Genomic DNA, 16,716 nt, shown 5'->3' with positions numbered 1-16,716 from the left:
CTGGAAGGGGTGGCGCATGATGGCGGTACTGGCCTGGCTGGTGGCCTCCCTCAGGCCATTGGGCCTGAACTATTCTTTTATGCTGGACCCCGTCGACCGGCAGGCGTTTGCCGCCGGCCTTTGGGTATCGCTCAAACTCTGCCTGTTGACCATTCCGCTTAGCCTGCTGATCGGCGTGCTCATCACCGCGGCCCTGACCCGCAAGTCCCGCTGGATAGTCGCCCCGCTCGGCGCGTTGGTGGAATTAATGCGTAATACCCCGGCGTTGATACAGCTCTACTGCGCGTTTCTGGTCCTTAATATGCTGATCAGTCAAAAAATCACCGGCGGGACCAGCCCCATAACGCCATTGATGTGGGTGGTGCTGGTTGTTGCCCTGCACAAGGCGGTGTTCCATGCGGAGGCCCTGCGCGCGGGCATTGGCGCCGTGCCGCCGGTAATGCTGGAAGCCTCGCGCTCCCTGGCGTTTACCGGCCGGCAAACCTTTTGGTGCGTACAGTTGCCGCTGGCCGTGCGTTTCGCGCTGCCGTCGCTGGTGAATAATCTGGTGGATTTGGTGAAAATGACCGCCATTGCCTCGGCGATTGCGGTTGGGGACATCACGTACGAGTCCATTATGATTTGGTCCCAGCGCGACAACGTGCTGGAACTGTTGCTGCTGATCCTGCTCTATTTCGGCCTGCTCACCTGGCTGGTCAGCGTCGCGGGACGCTGGCTGGAAAATCATTTGAGGATGCCCGGTTATGGCCAATGATATTTCCGTCAGGCTGTTCACCGCTAACACGCGCGGGCGGAATATAGCCTCGGCCCTGTATTCCGACCCCTGGTTTGTTATCTTCCTGCTGGTGGCGGCCGTCAATATGATGTGGCTGGCCACCGGTAGCGCGCCGCTGCCGGTCGGCCTGTTATGGCACTGGCTGCCGGCAATGCTCAGCGGTCTGCTGACCAATATTGAAATCAGCGTGGCGGCCATGCTGCTGGGCACGCTTGTCGGCCTGGTCTTCGGCGCGTTATCGCTGTCGCCGTCCCGGCTGCTGCGTCTTCTGGTGCGCGGCTATGTACAGGTGTTCCGCAATGCGCCGGTGCTGGTGCTTATCTATTTCACCACCTATGTTTTTCCGTTTGAATTTGCCCTGTTCCATTTTTACCTGCCCTTCCCGGACTGGCTCAAGGTCGTTATCGGGCTTGGGCTGTCCGCCAGCGCCATTATCGCTGAAATATTTCGCGGCGCCATACAGTCCATTCCCAGCGCGCAATGGGAGGCGGCGCAGTCGCTGGCGTTCCGCCGCCGCCAGATCTTGCGTTACGTGATATTGCCGCAGTGCGTGCGGCGCATGCTGCCCCCGTGGATGAACCTGTACGCCGGTATTACCATGAGCACGTCGCTGGCCTCGCTGGTGGGTGTGCATGACATCGTCGACATGGCCACTATCGCCAGCAATACGGTGGCGCGCACCGACTTCACCGTGCTGGTGTATTTCGCGTTGTTATTCTTCTTTTTTATCTATTGCTACCCGATCGCCCGTATGACGCGGCTACTGGAAAAACAGCATGACCGACTCTGATATGATTTGTCCCGCAGCCCGTGCCCCGTCCGATCGGCCGTTGATACAGCTGAGCAACGTGCATCTTTCATTTAATGACAATGAGGTGCTCAAGGGCATCGACGTTTCCGTTCGGCAAGGACAGTCCGTGGCCATTATCGGTCCTTCCGGTTCCGGCAAATCGACCATTTTACGCAGCATTACCGGGCTGCTGCGGCCGCAGCAAGGCGAAATACAGGTCTGCGGCATCCCGGTCCACGCCCTGAAGACGGAGAAAGAGTTTGTCGAACTGCGTAAGCGCGTGGGATTTGTCTTCCAGCAATACAATCTGTTCCCACATTTAAGCGTGCTGGAGAACCTGGTGATTTCGCCGATAAAAGTACTGGGCCTGTCGCGCCAGGAGGCCACGGCGCGCGCCGGTGAATTGCTGCGCAAGGTCCATATGGAGCATAAGGGAGGAGCCTATCCCGGCGAACTGTCCGGAGGACAGCAACAGCGCGTCGCTATCGCCCGCGCCCTGGCCATGCGGCCCGAGCTGATTCTGTTTGACGAAGTCACCTCCGCCCTGGACCCGGAAATGGTGGGAGAGGTTTTAAATGTCATTCGCGACCTGGTGCGCGACGGCATTACCTGCGTGTTGGTGACGCATGAGATGCGCTTCGCCGAGGAGATAAGCGATGTGCTGTACTTTACCGAAGCGGGGCGCATAGTTGAATACGGCGATCCGCAGCGTATTTTCAGGCAGCCGCGCCATGAGCGCACCCGTGTTTTCCTGCGCCGCGCCCAGGGGGGGACACCGGTCGCGGCGGGCGGCGCCTGGACGCGATAAGCCGGGTTAACCTAGCGAATATCCCGATATTCGGAGGTGGCGGGTTTATTGCGGATGGCCTCGGACATAAAGTTGACCACATAGCGTATCGCCGTGGTGATAAAACCTTCCTCTTTCAGGCGGCGCGCCGAGGTTTCCATTATCATGCCCAGGTCAAAATACACCCGGCCCTCGTCGGCAAGCCGGCGGGCGATATTGGTGTCCTCGCCATAGAACGCAATGGAGGTATCGAAGCCGCCAATGCGCAGCAGGGCCTGTTTACTGGCGGCGAAATTGCCGCCCACCGCCATATACCCGGTGAACCAAAACGTGGGTTTCGCCAGCGCCAGCCAGTAAAATTTCACCAACAGGCTTTTAATTCCCGGCAGGTCAAAATAACGGTACGGGCCGCTGACACAGACCAGATCGACTCGCCGCGCATAGGCATCCAGCACTTTCATCAGCCAGCCGGCGGGCATGCGCGTATCGGCGTCGATAAAGGCCAGGATGTCGCCGGACGCCGCCTCAAGCCCCTTCTGCCGGGCGCGGGTCAGGCCTTTTATCGGTTCGTAAACCACGCGGACTTGCCTGTAGCGCGCGGCGACCTCCGCCGTCCGGTCGGTACTGGCGTTGTTAACGACAATAATCTCAAACTCGCCTTGCTTGGCGTGTGCCGTCAGTTCCGCGATGGCATAGTGCAGGCAGGTCGCAAGATACAGCTCTTCGTTATAGGCAGGAATTATTAAACTGAGTTTCATAATCACGCTCCTGAAATACGCGACATCCCCTCGGGTACTGCCAGACCGATCCGGGCATAAATCTCTTCCCAGCGGCTTGTCACGGTAGTGATGGAAAAATGCGTAGTCTTGCGGGCGGCATGCTCGCCCATTTGCCGGCGTAACGCCTTGGCGCGCAATAAGTGGGTGAGCCGGCGGGCAAAATCCTCATGGTCGCCCGGTTGCGCCAGGAAACCCGATTGCGCGTCGATATATTCCGGCAGCGCGCGCCAGCGGGCGCCCACCGCCGGCAGCCCCGCGCTCATCGCCTGAATCAGCACCATGCTTTGCGTTTCGGAGGTGCTGGCGATGGCGAAAATGTCCGCCGCATGGAAAACATCCGCCAGCGCGGCTTTATCCAGCGTGCCGATAAACCTGACCCGATCCTCAACCCCCAGGGCGCGCGCCAGGTACTCCAGGCGATGACGGGCGGAGCCGTGCCCCGCCAGCACCAGCATCACATCGGGCACCTGCGCGGCGATAAGCTTAAGCGCGCGGATCAGCACATCGATCTTTTTTTCATCCGCCAGCCGGCCGGCGTAAACAATGGTTGCGGCACTGAAACCGTAAGCCCGTTTAAGCGCGTCGCGCCGTTCGGCGGACACCGGGTGGAACTGCGCGCTATCGACCGGGTTGGACAGCACGCAGTGGGGACTGCGCAGCCCAAACGCGCACATTTCATCAATCACGGAATGAGAAGGGCCGGTGACCAGCGCGCAATGGTTATAGTAGCGGGTTACCGCCCGCAGGCTGATGTTGCGGAAGAAGTTGGCCGAAAACGGGGTATAGCCGGCAAACTCCCCGATGGCCCAGTGATTGGTCCCCACCAGCGGAATGTCCAGTTGGCGCGCGGCGCGCAGCGCCTCCAGGCCCGCGCCGAGAAAGGTATGGGTATGGATGATATCCGGCGCGAAGCGTTGCAGTTGGCGCCAGCGCCGCCAGGTCGGCACCAGAAGACGTGACTGACCGGTCGAACTGGGCACCGGCAGCGAAAACAGGCGCTGGATACGTACATTTTTCCCGGCGTCGATTTCGCGCGCGGGTACGCCGGCCACGCCAAAGTCATGGGCGGTGGCGCGCGGGGCAAAAATAATCACCTGATGGCCGCGCTTGCCCAACTCCCGGCATCCGGATAATACCGAATCCTGGATCCCGCCCAGCTCCGGATAAAAGCTGTCGGTAAATACCGCAATGCGCATGTCATTACCCCCCTGGCAGCGCAACTCCGCTGTTCCGTCGCAGATAAATCAACACGGCGATGCCGAGCGCCGCCAGAAACACGCAGGAAAACAGCCACAGCCAAAAATCGATACGCGCCCACGCCGCGCCGGCAATCCATCCCAGCAGCACAAACAGGCCGGACTTGGGCAGGGTGGCCAGAAGATTGAAACCAAGAAACAGCCAGAACGGAATCTTTGCCGCGCCGGCGCTTAACAGCACCAGGAATCCCGCCGCGTGGGTGAGCTTCGCCGTGACCAGAATACGGCCGGGATGGGCGCGAAACCGCGCCAGGAACGGCGCCAGCCGCCCGCCGTCCCGCAGGCCAAAGCGGCGCCCCAGCAATGACGTCGTCACGCGACCGCTCCTGCCAAGTCCGTACAGAATCACGTCCCCGGTCAGGTCGCCCGCCACGCTTACGGCAAAGACGCCGCCGATATGCAGCAATCCCTGAGATGCCAATGCCGCGCCAAAGACCGTCGCCATCGGGCCTTCAACCAGAACGGCGATAAACAGGGCCGCGTATCCGTAACTGGAAATGGCGGTCAGTATCCATTCCGGCATAGTTCCTCCCGGCATTATTGTTGTCCACGACCTACTGATACGCTATTTCGCGCCGCTATTCTGAGGTAGCCACCATACTATAGAGTTGTTACTGGCATATTACCAAGATCTGATGAGGCGAAAACAAAGGGGCTCATTTACCCGCGCCGGAACTTCATTAAAATTAAGCCGCTTTAATTTTAAGCCGGCTTAATGTTTTGCTATAAAAAATCTTAATGAACTGCGATAATTTCTAATACACCGTTTATTATAAACTGCACGCCGACGCACACCAGCAAAAATCCCATTAATCTGGATATGGCGTCGATGCCGCTTTTACCTATCAGGCGCATAATAACGCCGGAGCCGTTCAGGCAAACCCAAAGAATAAATGAAATGGTGGCGAAAGTCAGCGCGGGGCTCACCATAAGCACCCAGCTTTCAAAACCCAGCGAATTATCTTTTAACGTCGAGACCGAACTGATGATCATGGCGATGGTGCCGGGCCCGGCGCTGCCCGGCATCGCCAGCGGCACAAAGGCGATACTTTCCGAACCCTCGTTCAGCATCTCCTGATGCTTGGCATCAACGATGGAGGATTTCTCATGCCGTGGATGGGGGAAAAGCATGCGAAAACCAATAAACGCGACGATCAGTCCCCCCGCAATCCGCAGCCCCGGGATGGATATGCCAAAGGTATTCATCACCAGCTGGCCGGCATAGAAGGCGACGATCATGATGATAAAAACGTATACCGAGGCCAGGAACGCCTGATGTTTGACCTCCCTGTAGGTCATATTGCCGGAAAGACTTAATAATAGCGCAACCGATGTCAGCGGATTGACCAGCGGCAACAGCAACACCAGACCCAAGGTTACCGCTTGCAACAATTGGGAAAGTCCTAGCATGGGACATACCTCGGAAAATCATAAACAGACGGCCAACAGCTTATCATGAAATTTTTTACCTGGCATTGCGCGGCAAGGCCAAAATTGGCTGAATGCTGTTATAAGCAGCAAAGGTAAATTGAGTATATCTGAAGGAATATTAACCACGCTGAAATATTCATTCCCGGCCTTTGGCTGGCAATGATAAATTTAGTTAAGCATTATCCCGCCGCACTAAAGCAAAAAAGCCGGAGCAAAAAAACGGCCGCTACCGAGGTGAAACGAAACAATTGCCATACCCGCGCAGGCTTGTATCATGGTCGACATGCCACTTCGGACAAAAGGATGACAACATCTTGAATTTATATATGTTTTATGTGGGCGGCAATGCGGGCAGGTCCAATATCGAGGTACATGACATTCAGTTTGCCGCCGTTGACCAGCCGCTGGATGCCAAAGCGCTTTTACGCGCGGCGTGGTTCGGGGATAAAGACAAAATCCATCTTGATGGCTACGCAAAAATCGACTGGGCGGATGGTCATGATATCCATCTATCGGCGCAGCCGTACAGCGGCGGCAAGCGGCTTTTTTTCGTCAACGCCGGTGGCTATTCGCCCGCTACGCTCGCCGAGCTGCATGAATTCGACCTTTTTGTGGCGGAAAACCCCGCGCAGGCGAAACAGAAAGCCTTAAGCGTCCTGCTTGCCGGCGCCGGTCAACAGCATAAAGACAACCTGAAAGACGTGGACGATTGCCTGCTGCTGGATAAAATTGGCGGCTACTTTCTTCACCTGACGGAAAATCCCGACGGCAGTCACTTTACCCCCGAATGGCAGGGATACCTGCCGATTGGCGAATAAGCGACAACCGGCAGGGTCGATGATCTTTGCCGCTAGCCAAACGTAAAGGCATAGGCGTTTACGCCGGCATCGAGAAACTCGGTGCTGAAGGTATGCTCACCCGCCGCGTCCGGCAGGCGGTGGAAACGCGGGTAAGAATGCCGGTGTCCAGGCCCAGGGAAATGGCGACGACGCCCAGCGGCATGGCGGTGCCTATCCCCTTGCCTATCCATTCTCCCGCGGACAATGCCGTTATAGTCAGCGCCATCCCAGGCCGGGCGCAACATGGGTCAAAATCGCCTCGATAACGTGCGCGTTGTAGTCGACGCCCAGTTGGTTGGGCACGGTCAGAAGCAGCGTGTCGGCCTCGGCGATGGCCTCATCCTGCGCCAGCTCCTTAATCAGTACATCCGGCTCGGCGGCATAGCTGCGCCCGAAGATGGCCCGGGTTTTCTCGTCGAGAAAGCCGATCTGGTCGCCGTCCCGGCTGCTGTTGCCAAAATAGGCGCGATCGCGCTGGTCCACCAGCGCGAAGATGCTGCGGCTTACCGACACCCGCGGCGCGCGCGCGTGGCCGGCCTCTTGCCAGGCCGCCCGGTAGGCGCGGATCTGGTTGGCCTGCTGGACATGGAACGGTTCTCCGGTCTCGTCATCCTTTAGCGTGGAGCTTTGCAGGTTCATACCCAATTTTGCCGCCCAGACCGCGGTGGCATTGGAACCCGCGCCCCACCAGATACGTTCGCGCAGGCCGGCGGAGAAAGGCTCCAGACGCAGCAGTCCCGGCGGGTTGGGAAACATCGGCTGCGGATTGGGCTGGGCGAAACCTTCGCCGCGCAGCAGTTCAAGCAGCGTCTCGGTTTGGTGCCGGGCCATGTCGGCGTCCGTCTCGCCGTCGGCGGGCCGGTAGCCGAAATGGCGCCAGCCCTCAATCACCTGTTCGGGTGAACCACGGCTGATGCCGAGCTGCAGACGTCCGCCGGCGATAAGGTCGGCCGCGCCCGCGTCTTCGGCCATGTAGTGCGGGTTTTCATAGCGCATGTCGATGACGCCGGTGCCGATGTCGATACGGCGGGTCTTGGCGCCGATGGCGGCCAGCAGCGGAAACGGAGAGCTGAGCTGGCGGGCGAAGTGATGTACCCGGAAATAGGCGCCGTCCGCGCCCAGATCCTCGGCGGCGACGGCCAGGTCGATGGATTGCAGCAGCGCATCGGCGGCCGAGCGGGTCCCCGACTGGGGTGAAGGCGTCCAGTGCCCAAACGACAGAAATCCGATGTTCTTCATAGCGTATTTATCCTTCTATCCAGAATGACGGGTACAGATAGCAGGCCCATGGATCGCGGTCGACGCCGGGGTGGGCTGGTCATGATGAAGAGTAAAAAATACGTTAAATACAGACAAACTAATACCAAAAACTTCACATCCCGCGGCAATCGGTGGCAATAAGAAAAAGCACAGGAAAATAACGGCGGAGGCAACGCTACGAGGCAAAAAATTCTATCGCTATCCTAAATGATTGATCAAAAACCCTTCGGTATCTTGCCATGGGTGCTCTCTGTTCGAGGCGGTTTTTCTTGCTGTAAAACCAGACGGGCTGACGGGCCAGGGTTTATTCAGGAGGCGTCGCCGTCCAGACTGACTATCGCGCCGCGCTGGCGCAGCCGAAGCCGCAGTTGATCAACCGCTATCAGGGCGGGTGGACATCCCTGGCGCACCGCCAGCGCCGCCGCCACGCCCGCCGCCTCGCCGGTGGCGAGACAGGTGGCGGTGACGCGCAGCGCGCGATTCGCTGCGTGATCCGAAGACAGGCACCGCCCGGCCACCAGCAGATTGTCCGGTTTGACGGGCAGCAGGCTGCGGTACGCCACCTCGAAGCCCTGCCCGGGGCGATCGGCAGGCGCCAGATCCGGTTGGTCGGCAAAGGGGCTTTTGATGGGAAAACCCCCGCAGGCGATGCTGTCGTGAAAACGCACGCCGTGCAGTACATCATGTTGCGTCACGGTGTAGCGCCCCAGCACACGGCGCGAAACACGCCCATCCACCTGGCCGCCGATGGCGCTGACGTAGGCGCGCGCGCAGCCGGGCACGCAGCGGCGAAACCAGTGGTCATACTCCACGATTTGCCGGCAAAGCGTCAGCCAGGCCTGGCCCGCGTGGTCCGCGCCGTCCGGCTCCTGGCCGTCATAGCGCGTCACGTTGACCCCCAATTCCCCGCGTTTCGCCCAGCCGGCAATGTGCATTTCGTTGCGCGCCAGGCTCAGCGAACCCTCCTGGTAACCCTGGCGCAGCAATGAGGCAAATCCCCACAGATCAACGTGATCTTCGGGCGCGGCCGGAAAATGACCGCCGGGGCGAAATTCCTCGGCATGGCCGCGGACATAGTGCATGAGCGCCGCGAAGTCGACGCCGGACAGCGTGAACTGCAGGGATGCCGGCTGGCGTTCAGTCGCCGTGTCCGGCTGGAAACCGGCCAGCGCAAGGTGTGCGGCCACCGCGTCGCCGCTGGTGTCAATCACCATGCGCGGCGCCACCCAGCGAACGCCCGACGGCGTCGAGAAGGCGCAGTAGACAATCCTGTTGCGGTGACGTTTGACCGCCACCAGCGGCGCATGCAGCCAGAGCCCGACCCCGGCGTCGTGCAGACACCGGGCCTCGGTCAGCATAAGGGCGGTAGGGTTTATCGGCGCGCGTGTCGCGGTGTCGCCGGCATCGTCATGCGCATGACCGGGCGAGGCGCCGGTTTGCCGCATCTGGCCCACCAGCCGCTGGGCAAACCCGGCCACCACCTGCTGCCCGTCGATGGTATAAAACCCCCCGCCGTGCTCCAGTAAGTGACCCGCCAGCGTATCGCCGACACAGCCCGCCGCGTCGACCAGCAGGGTGGCGGCCCCCTCCTCCCCGGCGCCCACGGCGGCGGCGACACCGGCGCAGCCGGCGCCTACCACCAGCACATCTACGGCCAGGGGCTGCCGTGGTTGTCGCGCATTCGTCATGATTGTCTCCCGTCACATCATCAGCCTGCGGCACGGCAGGACCGAGCGGCGTTACTCCATCAGTTGATCAAAAGCCTGGACGATTTGCCGTTTCAGCGTTTCGCTGACGGGCGGCATCGGCCGACGCGCCTGGAACAACGGCACCCCTTGCAGGGATTGGATAAATTTGACGCAGGCGGGCAAATTATCGTGCGGCAGCGTGTTCCAAAGCCGGGCCAGGCGGAAATGCAGGGCGCGGGCGGTGGCGTGATCGTTGTTCTCCACGGCGGTAAATATCGCATGCACTACCGACGGCAGCGCGCTGGTCAGCGCCGAAATCGCGCCCTGGCAGCCCAGGGCGAAGGCGGGATAGAGCAGCGCATCCACCCCGCTGAGGATGATTTTGTCCGGACAGCTCAGCAACAGGTCGGACACCGATTTCAGGTCGCCGGAGCTTTGCTTCATGCCCACCACCCCCGGCACTTCATCCATGATACGGCTCATCAGCTCCAGGCTGAGATAGTTCCAGGGAATGACGTTATAGATCAGAATGGGAACACCCGTGGCATCGTAGATTTCCCGGAAATGACGCACCGTGGCGTCGGCGTCGGGTTTGAACAAATAGTGTACCGGCGTCACCTGCAGCGCATCGAGCTTCATGCCTTCAAGCATCTTGACGCGGGCTATCGCCTGGCGGGTGCTGTTAACGATAAGCCCCGCCACAAAGGGCACGCGGCCGTTATCCGCTTCATAGGCCTCGGTCATCGCCTGTTGGAACTCGCTGTCGGAAAGCGTATGGCCCTCGCCGGTACTGCCGCCGGCCACAATCGCGCCCGCGCCGCTATTGATGATAAAATCGATTTGCGCTTTCAGCCCGCCTTTGACCAGTTCACCCTGTTCGTCAAACGGCATGGCTATGGGCGGCAACACGCCGCGCAGCTTTGCTTTTAAATCAGCGTGGTTGTGGTGACTCATGGCTCGCTCCTGTTATGAAAATGTTACCGAGATGATGTGCATCCATTAATGTGAGATTAACGTTTTTTTATCAACATACAATCCATTAATATGAGATTTAAATCACATTCCATCGCAATATAATCAAATCCTCACATCATGCCTTACAGAAATAAAAATTTTTATTTTGCTGATAAATATCGAATTTAATGATATCCGCCCGATGTGTCCGCCCGCAGCCAGGTAAAAAAAGCCCGGGTTGCGTGTTTACATAGTGGTATAAATCATTAACAATTACTCGCTATATCCCACAATTCGGGATAATACCCGCAATTGTTATCACCGCGAGCGTTATTGACTTCACAGCCTTTGCAGGGGGGTGAGCGATGGAACTGACAGGCAACCTGATTATTGGCAACGACATGCCCCGAGGCGGCGGCACGCGGTTTCGCGCCGTGGATCCCGCCGGCGATCGGCCGCTGGCGCCCGAATTTTATACCGCTGCGCCTGCGCAAATCGATCGCGCATGCCAGTTGGCCGAGGACGCTTTTGATGATTACCGCGCGCTGCCGTTGGGGCTGCGCGCCGATTTTCTCACGGCCATCGGCGACAATATCATGGCGCTGGGGGAAACGCTTATCGCTAGGGCCGTGGAGGAAACCGGGCTACCGCGCGGGCGTATCGAGGGCGAACGCGCCCGTACCCTCGCACAGCTGGCGCTATTTGCCGATGTGGCGCGGCGCGGTGATTTTTTGCACACGGTGATTGAAAAAGCGCTGCCGGACCGCAGGCCGCTGCCGCGCCCGGACCTGCGCCGGCGCCAGATCGCGCTCGGGCCGGTGGCCGTCTTTGGCGCCAGTAATTTTCCGCTGGCATTTTCGGTAGCCGGCGGCGACAGCGCCTCGGCGCTGGCGGCCGGTTGCCCGATTGTCGTCAAGGCGCATCCGGCGCACCCCGGCACCAGCGAGCTGGTGGGACGGGCCATCCAGCAAGCGGCGGAGCGGCTGCGGCTGCCGCCCGGCGTGTTTTCCCTGCTGCACGGCGCCGAACATGGCGTAGGCCGGCGGCTGGTGGCGCATCCGCTCATTCAGGCGGTGGGGTTTACCGGTTCGCGCGCCGCCGGCCTGGCGCTGGTGGAGCTGGCGCGCAGCCGCGCCGTGCCGATACCGGTGTACGCGGAGATGAGCAGCATCAATCCACAGATCCTGTTGCCGTCCGCGCTGGCCGACCGGGGCGCTGCCATCGCCGCGGGCTACGTGGCGTCGCTGGCGCTTGGCGCCGGCCAGTTTTGCACCAGCCCCGGGTTGGTACTGGCTATCGACGGTGAACCGCTGCAACATTTTTGCCGGCAGGTCGCCGTGGCGCTGCAGGACATACCCGCCGCCACCATGCTGACCGGCGGCATCTGGCGGGCCTGGCGGGATAACACCGAGGCCCTCGCCGCCGTGGCCGGCGTAAGCCGTCTTGCCGCGGGACGTCCGGCCAAGGGCGCCAACCAGGCGCAGGCGGCCGTGCTGGTGGCGGATGCGCGCGATTTCCTGTCCCAGCCGTCGCTGAGCCAGGAAGTGTTCGGCCCCACCTCACTGGTGGTACGCTGCCGGGATAAGCGGCAATTGCGGGAAGCGGTAATGGCGCTGGAGGGGCAACTGACCCTTAGCCTGCATCTTGATGAGGCCGATCATGACGACGCGCGGGCGCTGCTGCCAGTCCTTGAACGCCGCGCCGGACGCCTGCTGGTCAACGGTTTCCCCACCGGGGTGGATGTGGGTTACGCCATGGTGCATGGCGGTCCCTTTCCGGCCACCAGCGATGCGCGCACCACCTCGGTGGGCGCCGGGGCCATTGCCCGGTTCCTGCGCCCGGTATGCTACCAGGATTTCCCCGCCGCGCTGCTGCCCGTCGAACTGGCGCCGGATGCGCTATAGGCGGCAACGGGCGAAAACAGCCGGTGCGCGGGGAAAATACCGCCGGACATGGTAAGCTGGACGCAACGGCGGATCGGCCGCCGGTGCGGTCAGCCTTTTGCTTGCAGGAGTGGTTATGAAACAAAGCGCCGACGCCGGATTACCCCATCAGGCGTCGATTAAAAGCCTGACCAAGGTGCTGCAAATACTGGAATGCTTCTCTCAGCGCGACGCCAATCTGACGCCGGCGGAAATCGCCGCGCGCACCGGGTTACCGCGCGCCACGACCCACCGACTGGTATCCTCGCTGCGTGATATCGGTCTGTTGGAACAAAACGGTAAACGGGATACCTACAAACTGGGCATGAAATTGTTCCAGCTCGGGAGCCTGGTATTGCAAAACCTGGACCTCGACAGCCATGTCCGGCCTTACGCCACGCAGTTGCAGCTGATCACCGGCGAAAACACGCATTTATGCATATTTGACGGCGCGCAGATGGCGCTTGTGGAACGGCAGGCAATGAACAGCAGCGGCAATACCATGATAACCCGTATCGAATCGGCGCCGGTGCACTGCACCAGCGTCGGCAAGGCCTTTCTCGCCTGGCAGCCCGCCGGCCTGATAAACAAGCTTATCAGTGATTCCCTGGCCGAAAGAACGCCGTACACTATTACCGACGAAGAGGCGCTGATGGCGGAGCTGAAACGTATCCATGCGCGGGGCTGCGCCTTTGATCTGCAGGAAAATGAGCTCAATGTGCATTGCGTCGGCGCGCCGATACGTGGCGCCAACGGCCAGGTTTTCGCCGCGGTGAGCGTTTCCGGCTCGGCGGAACGTTTGCCGCTCCACCGTCTGGAGGGGTTGGCCGGGCTGGTGATGGAGACCGCGCATAAAATTTCGCTGGAGCTGGGATGGCAACCGGGCAAGTTACCCGCCGCGCAAACGGCGTTCGCGCCCCATACCGTCCTTTGACACGCGCCGGCCGCCCCTTGGCGCACCAAAAAAAGAAGACCGTGCGGCGGTCTTCTTTTTTGGTTCAATGCCCCTCATCCATTTTTCGCGGGGATGATGGGTCAAGAAGGCGAAGCGCCTGAGCGCAGCGCGCCGGAAAAGGCGCCTGCGGCGCATGGCCTCCGGGGCTTTATTCCATTACGGGCTCGGGGTCAGCGGGTAAAGGCGTGGCTGCCTCGCCGCTCGCCTGGCGACTGAGGGAAATATTACTGAGATCGAGTGCTTCCGATTGGGTTATGACGCCCGCCAGCCCCGCGGTCGCCGCGCCGGCCGCTGATTCGCCGCCGGGTATCGCCCCGACGGCGCCGTCAATTATCCCGGCGCCGGGTATCGCCCCGGCGGCGCCGTCGATTATCCCAGCGCCGGGTATCGCCCCGGTTATCCATTCAGGCAGCATTCCCGCAGGCAAGGCATCGACGCTGAACTTACCCGTGGGCGACAGAAAGCCAGGTAAATGCCGGTCGATTAACGACGCCAGTGGGGTATTGTTGATATAAAGCGTTAATGTCGACGACAGATTGGCGGGCAAACCGGACAGATTGGTTCCGCCGGCAAACAGCAGCAGCAATCCCGACGGCAGGTTTGCCGGCAGCCTGTCGATGGGGACATTATTCAGATGCAGCGCCTTTAATTCCGCCGGCAGATCGTCGGGGATCGCCGACAAGTTTGTGCCGTTAAGATAGAGGCTTTTCAACCCCGGCGGCAGATTTTCCGGCAGGCTGGCAAGCGGCGTGTTGTCCGCGTCCAGTTCGTGCAAACCCGCCGGCAGGTTTGCCGGCAGCGAAGTGAACGCATTGCCGCTGGCTTTGAGCTGCACCAGGTTCGGCGGCAGACTTTCCGGCAGGCTGGAAAGATTAAGGCAGTTAAGATTCAGGTAGGCGGCACCGCGTTCCAGGCAATCTTTTAACAGGAGCACGGCTTTGTCTCGATATTCGGCTGCGCCGTCCGGCGCCAGCCCGGCCCAGGTTTCCCATGCTGCAATCAGGGCCTGATTCTGCGTACCGGCGTGGTCAATTCCATTTACAAGGCCCGGTGAAAGACCGGCGGATGAGATTGCGGAGATATCCATATATATCCTCATTGAAATGCGTCGAAAAAATGGCGCTGAAAAACGTTCAGATCTGCTTATATCTAGCGGCGTGCCGGCATGTAACAGGCCGGAAATTATCCTCCTGACGACCGGCCTCGCTAAACACAACAAGCTTAGATATTGATTCCTGGATGGGTTAAGTCATTATGGTGAAAGATATAATGACTTTGCTCCGCGGTCCTGATTATTCTGGTTGGTGTAATAACAGATTAATCACATGGCACCGGCGGGTCAGTGGATAATGCCATGCCGACAATGGCGCGCAAACAGGCTTTCAGCGGCGACAAGGCAAATCGCGGCTAAAGCGGAGCATAAAAGTCCGGCGTCAGGTCTATAGCTTGATTTCAGGTTTATTAGAAACATTTCACGAAATAAAAAAAATAAATGCCGTGTGTACCACTCACATCCCGGCCACCCCTCAATATATAATCATTAGTTATTAACCATAACTTAATAGTAATACCCAGCCCGGCGTATTTCCGCTATTTTCCGGGGAACAGCGGCGTTTAGCCGCTGATAATTCTAATAATCACTTCTCCATTCATTAGGGCAGGAATAATGAGCATAAGCGAACATAACGGCGCGGCATTCGTCCCGCCTGAAGAACCGCGGACGTCCCGCTGGTGGCACCAGGAAGACTGGTGGTCGATCATCCTGGCGCTGCTGTTGATAAGCACCGCGTTTATCCTGTTTTCACAGGGCGGCAGTATCAAATGGCTGGCCACCGCGCCGGCGAAATGGACCACCCTTGGCGAAGCGGGCCGGGATCTGGTCAGCCGCCTGCCGTCGCTTTTGGGACTGTATCTGGTTTGGGCGGTGCTGCTTACCGTCAGCGGCGCCATTATCGGCCACCGCCCCGGCAAATTCCTCGCCGGTTTTACCGTGCTGTTTATCGTGGCGGTGTTTATTTTCCAGCTCGGCGCGTGGGCCAGCGCCTCGCGCTACAATCTGGAGCCGCCGCTGCTGGCCTTGGTGCTGGGCCTGGTGGTGTCGAACATCTGGCAGATACCCGACTGGCTGGCGCACAGCCTGCGGGTGGAATATTTTATCAAAATCGGCATCGTGCTGCTGGGCGCCACGCTGCCGCTGACGCTTATCCTCTGGGCCGGTCCGGTCGCGATCGGACAGGCGGCCATCGTGTCGCTGGTGACTTTTTTTGTTATTTATTTCGCCGCCCGCCTGTTGGGGCTTGAGCAGCGTTTCGCCGCGGTGCTGGGCGTCGGCGGCGCGGTGTGCGGCGTGTCGGCGGCCATCGCCGTGGCGGGCGCGGTGCGCGCCAAACGCGAACAGGCGTCGGTGGCCATTTCACTGGTGATTATCTGGGCGATCGTTTCGCTGCTGGTGCTGCCGTTCGCGGCGCGCACGCTGGGACTGTCCACCGGCGTCGCCGGCGCCTGGATCGGCACCTCGGAGTTTGCCGACGCGGCCGGGATAGCGGCGGCGCAAACCTACAGCGATTTTGCCGCCCATTCCGCCGGCGCCATTGCCGGCAAACCCGATGCCGCGGTGCAGGCATTTACCCTGATGAAGGTGATCGGCCGTGATATCTGGATCGGCATCTGGGCATTTGCCTTGGCCATCGTCGCCACCACCCGCTGGCGCAACGCGGACAATGAGATCGACGCCAAAACCGGGGCGACTGAAATCTGGCGGCGTTTCCCGAAATTCGTGTTGGGATTTGTGCTGGCCTCGCTGTTCGTCACCTGGCTGAGCAGCCACTATACCCTGGCGGAATACCGCACAACCCTGACGCCGGCTTTTATCGCGCCGATTACCGCGCTGCGGACCTGGGCGTTTATCTTCTGCTTTTTGAGCATTGGCCTGAGTACCCGATTCTCCCGCCTAGCCAGCACCGGCCTGCGCCCGTTCTGGGCTTTCACGATTGGGGTGGTGGTCAATGTCATCCTCGGTTATATCCTTTCCGCCCATGTGTTCGCCGATTTCTGGAACCAGCTGGGTAATTTGTAATGGCGCGGCAAAACGACGCTGCCCGCTGCGCGCGCTGTCGTTTTTGCCGGCGCGCCAGGGCCGATATCGAACGGGACATCCCCGGACTGTCGGCTTTGGGGTCCGCCTTCGGCGCCAGTCTCGGCGATTCCCGCCTGTGCCTGCGACATGACAGGCTGGTTTCGCCGGACGACCGCTGCGCGGTTTTTGAACCCACGTTAAAAA

General features: G+C 60.0%; 17 protein-coding genes. 8 read left to right on the top strand and 9 right to left on the bottom strand.

Features of this window, described 5'->3' with window-relative positions; translation table 11 throughout:
- Nucleotides 1–16: 16 nt before the first annotated feature.
- From VGC33_RS01555 to VGC33_RS01545, 3 genes are read left to right on the top strand one after another with little or no spacing between them, the layout of a single operon-like run.
- Nucleotides 17–754, top strand: coding sequence for an amino acid ABC transporter permease (locus tag VGC33_RS01555; protein ID WP_331118328.1), 738 nt, complete (start codon nucleotides 17–19; stop codon nucleotides 752–754).
- A complete protein-coding gene (locus VGC33_RS01550) occupies nucleotides 744–1,565 on the top strand; it encodes an amino acid ABC transporter permease (protein WP_331118326.1) in 822 nt (273 codons plus the stop codon). The genes VGC33_RS01555 and VGC33_RS01550 overlap by 11 nt, the downstream gene beginning before the upstream one ends.
- Nucleotides 1,552–2,373 carry an amino acid ABC transporter ATP-binding protein gene (locus VGC33_RS01545; protein WP_331118324.1) on the top strand — a complete coding sequence of 274 codons (822 nt, stop codon included), beginning with the start codon at nucleotides 1,552–1,554 and terminating at the stop codon, nucleotides 2,371–2,373. The genes VGC33_RS01550 and VGC33_RS01545 overlap by 14 nt, the downstream gene beginning before the upstream one ends.
- Nucleotides 2,374–2,384: 11 nt before the next feature.
- On the opposite strand, the gene VGC33_RS01540 is transcribed toward VGC33_RS01545, so the two are convergent.
- The 4 genes from VGC33_RS01540 to VGC33_RS01525 form a co-directional block, all read right to left on the bottom strand.
- Complete coding sequence (locus VGC33_RS01540; RefSeq protein WP_331118322.1) at nucleotides 2,385–3,110, bottom strand: glycosyltransferase family 2 protein; 726 nt, start codon at nucleotides 3,108–3,110, stop codon at nucleotides 2,385–2,387.
- A gap of 2 nt (nucleotides 3,111–3,112) precedes the next feature.
- Entirely contained in the window at nucleotides 3,113–4,327 is a 1,215-nt protein-coding gene (locus tag VGC33_RS01535) for a glycosyltransferase (protein ID WP_331118320.1), read from the bottom strand.
- Nucleotides 4,328–4,331: 4 nt separating this feature from the next.
- Nucleotides 4,332–4,910, bottom strand: a complete 579-nt coding sequence (locus tag VGC33_RS01530; RefSeq protein ID WP_331118318.1) for a DedA family protein — start codon at nucleotides 4,908–4,910, stop codon at nucleotides 4,332–4,334.
- Between the two features lie 212 nt (nucleotides 4,911–5,122).
- Complete coding sequence (locus VGC33_RS01525) at nucleotides 5,123–5,797, bottom strand: MarC family NAAT transporter (RefSeq protein ID WP_331118316.1); 675 nt, start codon at nucleotides 5,795–5,797, stop codon at nucleotides 5,123–5,125.
- 335 nt (nucleotides 5,798–6,132) lie between these two features.
- On the opposite strand from VGC33_RS01525, the gene VGC33_RS01520 reads away from it, so the two are divergent.
- Nucleotides 6,133–6,636, top strand: a complete 504-nt coding sequence (locus tag VGC33_RS01520) for a DUF1543 domain-containing protein (protein ID WP_331118314.1) — start codon at nucleotides 6,133–6,135, stop codon at nucleotides 6,634–6,636.
- A gap of 58 nt (nucleotides 6,637–6,694) precedes the next feature.
- Here the strand turns inward: VGC33_RS01520 and VGC33_RS01515 are convergent, their stop codons facing one another.
- The 4 genes from VGC33_RS01515 to VGC33_RS01500 all read right to left on the bottom strand — a co-directional run bounded on the left by VGC33_RS01515 (nucleotide 6,695) and on the right by VGC33_RS01500 (nucleotide 10,559).
- Entirely contained in the window at nucleotides 6,695–6,883 is a 189-nt protein-coding gene (locus tag VGC33_RS01515; protein WP_331118312.1) for a hypothetical protein, read from the bottom strand.
- Complete coding sequence (locus tag VGC33_RS01510) at nucleotides 6,874–7,896, bottom strand: LLM class flavin-dependent oxidoreductase (protein WP_331118310.1); 1,023 nt, start codon at nucleotides 7,894–7,896, stop codon at nucleotides 6,874–6,876. Before VGC33_RS01510 ends, VGC33_RS01515 begins: the two co-directional genes overlap by 10 nt.
- 329 nt (nucleotides 7,897–8,225) lie before the next feature.
- Complete coding sequence (locus VGC33_RS01505) at nucleotides 8,226–9,605, bottom strand: FAD-dependent oxidoreductase (protein WP_331118309.1); 1,380 nt, start codon at nucleotides 9,603–9,605, stop codon at nucleotides 8,226–8,228.
- Between the two features lie 51 nt (nucleotides 9,606–9,656).
- The gene (locus tag VGC33_RS01500) at nucleotides 9,657–10,559 is read right to left on the bottom strand and encodes a dihydrodipicolinate synthase family protein (protein ID WP_331118307.1); all 903 of its coding nucleotides are present in this window, start codon (nucleotides 10,557–10,559) and stop codon (nucleotides 9,657–9,659) included.
- A 365-nt stretch (nucleotides 10,560–10,924) separates the two neighbouring features.
- Here VGC33_RS01500 and VGC33_RS01495 point away from each other — a divergent pair, with 365 nt between their 5' ends.
- Together VGC33_RS01495 and VGC33_RS01490 are read left to right on the top strand one after the other, a co-directional pair.
- Entirely contained in the window at nucleotides 10,925–12,463 is a 1,539-nt protein-coding gene (locus VGC33_RS01495) for an aldehyde dehydrogenase (NADP(+)) (protein ID WP_331118305.1), read from the top strand.
- A gap of 115 nt (nucleotides 12,464–12,578) precedes the next feature.
- Complete coding sequence (locus tag VGC33_RS01490) at nucleotides 12,579–13,415, top strand: IclR family transcriptional regulator (RefSeq protein ID WP_331118302.1); 837 nt, start codon at nucleotides 12,579–12,581, stop codon at nucleotides 13,413–13,415.
- A 169-nt stretch (nucleotides 13,416–13,584) separates the two neighbouring features.
- Here VGC33_RS01490 and VGC33_RS01485 read toward each other — a convergent pair whose 3' ends face one another.
- Nucleotides 13,585–14,523 carry a leucine-rich repeat domain-containing protein gene (locus VGC33_RS01485; RefSeq protein ID WP_331118300.1) on the bottom strand — a complete coding sequence of 313 codons (939 nt, stop codon included), beginning with the start codon at nucleotides 14,521–14,523 and terminating at the stop codon, nucleotides 13,585–13,587.
- Nucleotides 14,524–15,102: 579 nt separating this feature from the next.
- Here VGC33_RS01485 and VGC33_RS01480 point away from each other — a divergent pair.
- Nucleotides 15,103–16,512, top strand: coding sequence for a YeiH family protein (locus VGC33_RS01480; protein WP_331118298.1), 1,410 nt, complete (start codon nucleotides 15,103–15,105; stop codon nucleotides 16,510–16,512).
- The coding region (locus VGC33_RS01475) for a hypothetical protein (RefSeq protein WP_331118296.1) at nucleotides 16,512–16,716 on the top strand (205 nt) is incomplete at its 3' end. The genes VGC33_RS01480 and VGC33_RS01475, both read left to right, overlap by 1 nt.

Origin of the sequence: Acerihabitans sp., from assembly GCF_036398755.1 — a bacterium.
GTDB lineage: Bacteria > Pseudomonadota > Gammaproteobacteria > Enterobacterales > Enterobacteriaceae > Acerihabitans.
This window is presented reverse-complemented; position numbering and strand designations above follow the sequence as displayed.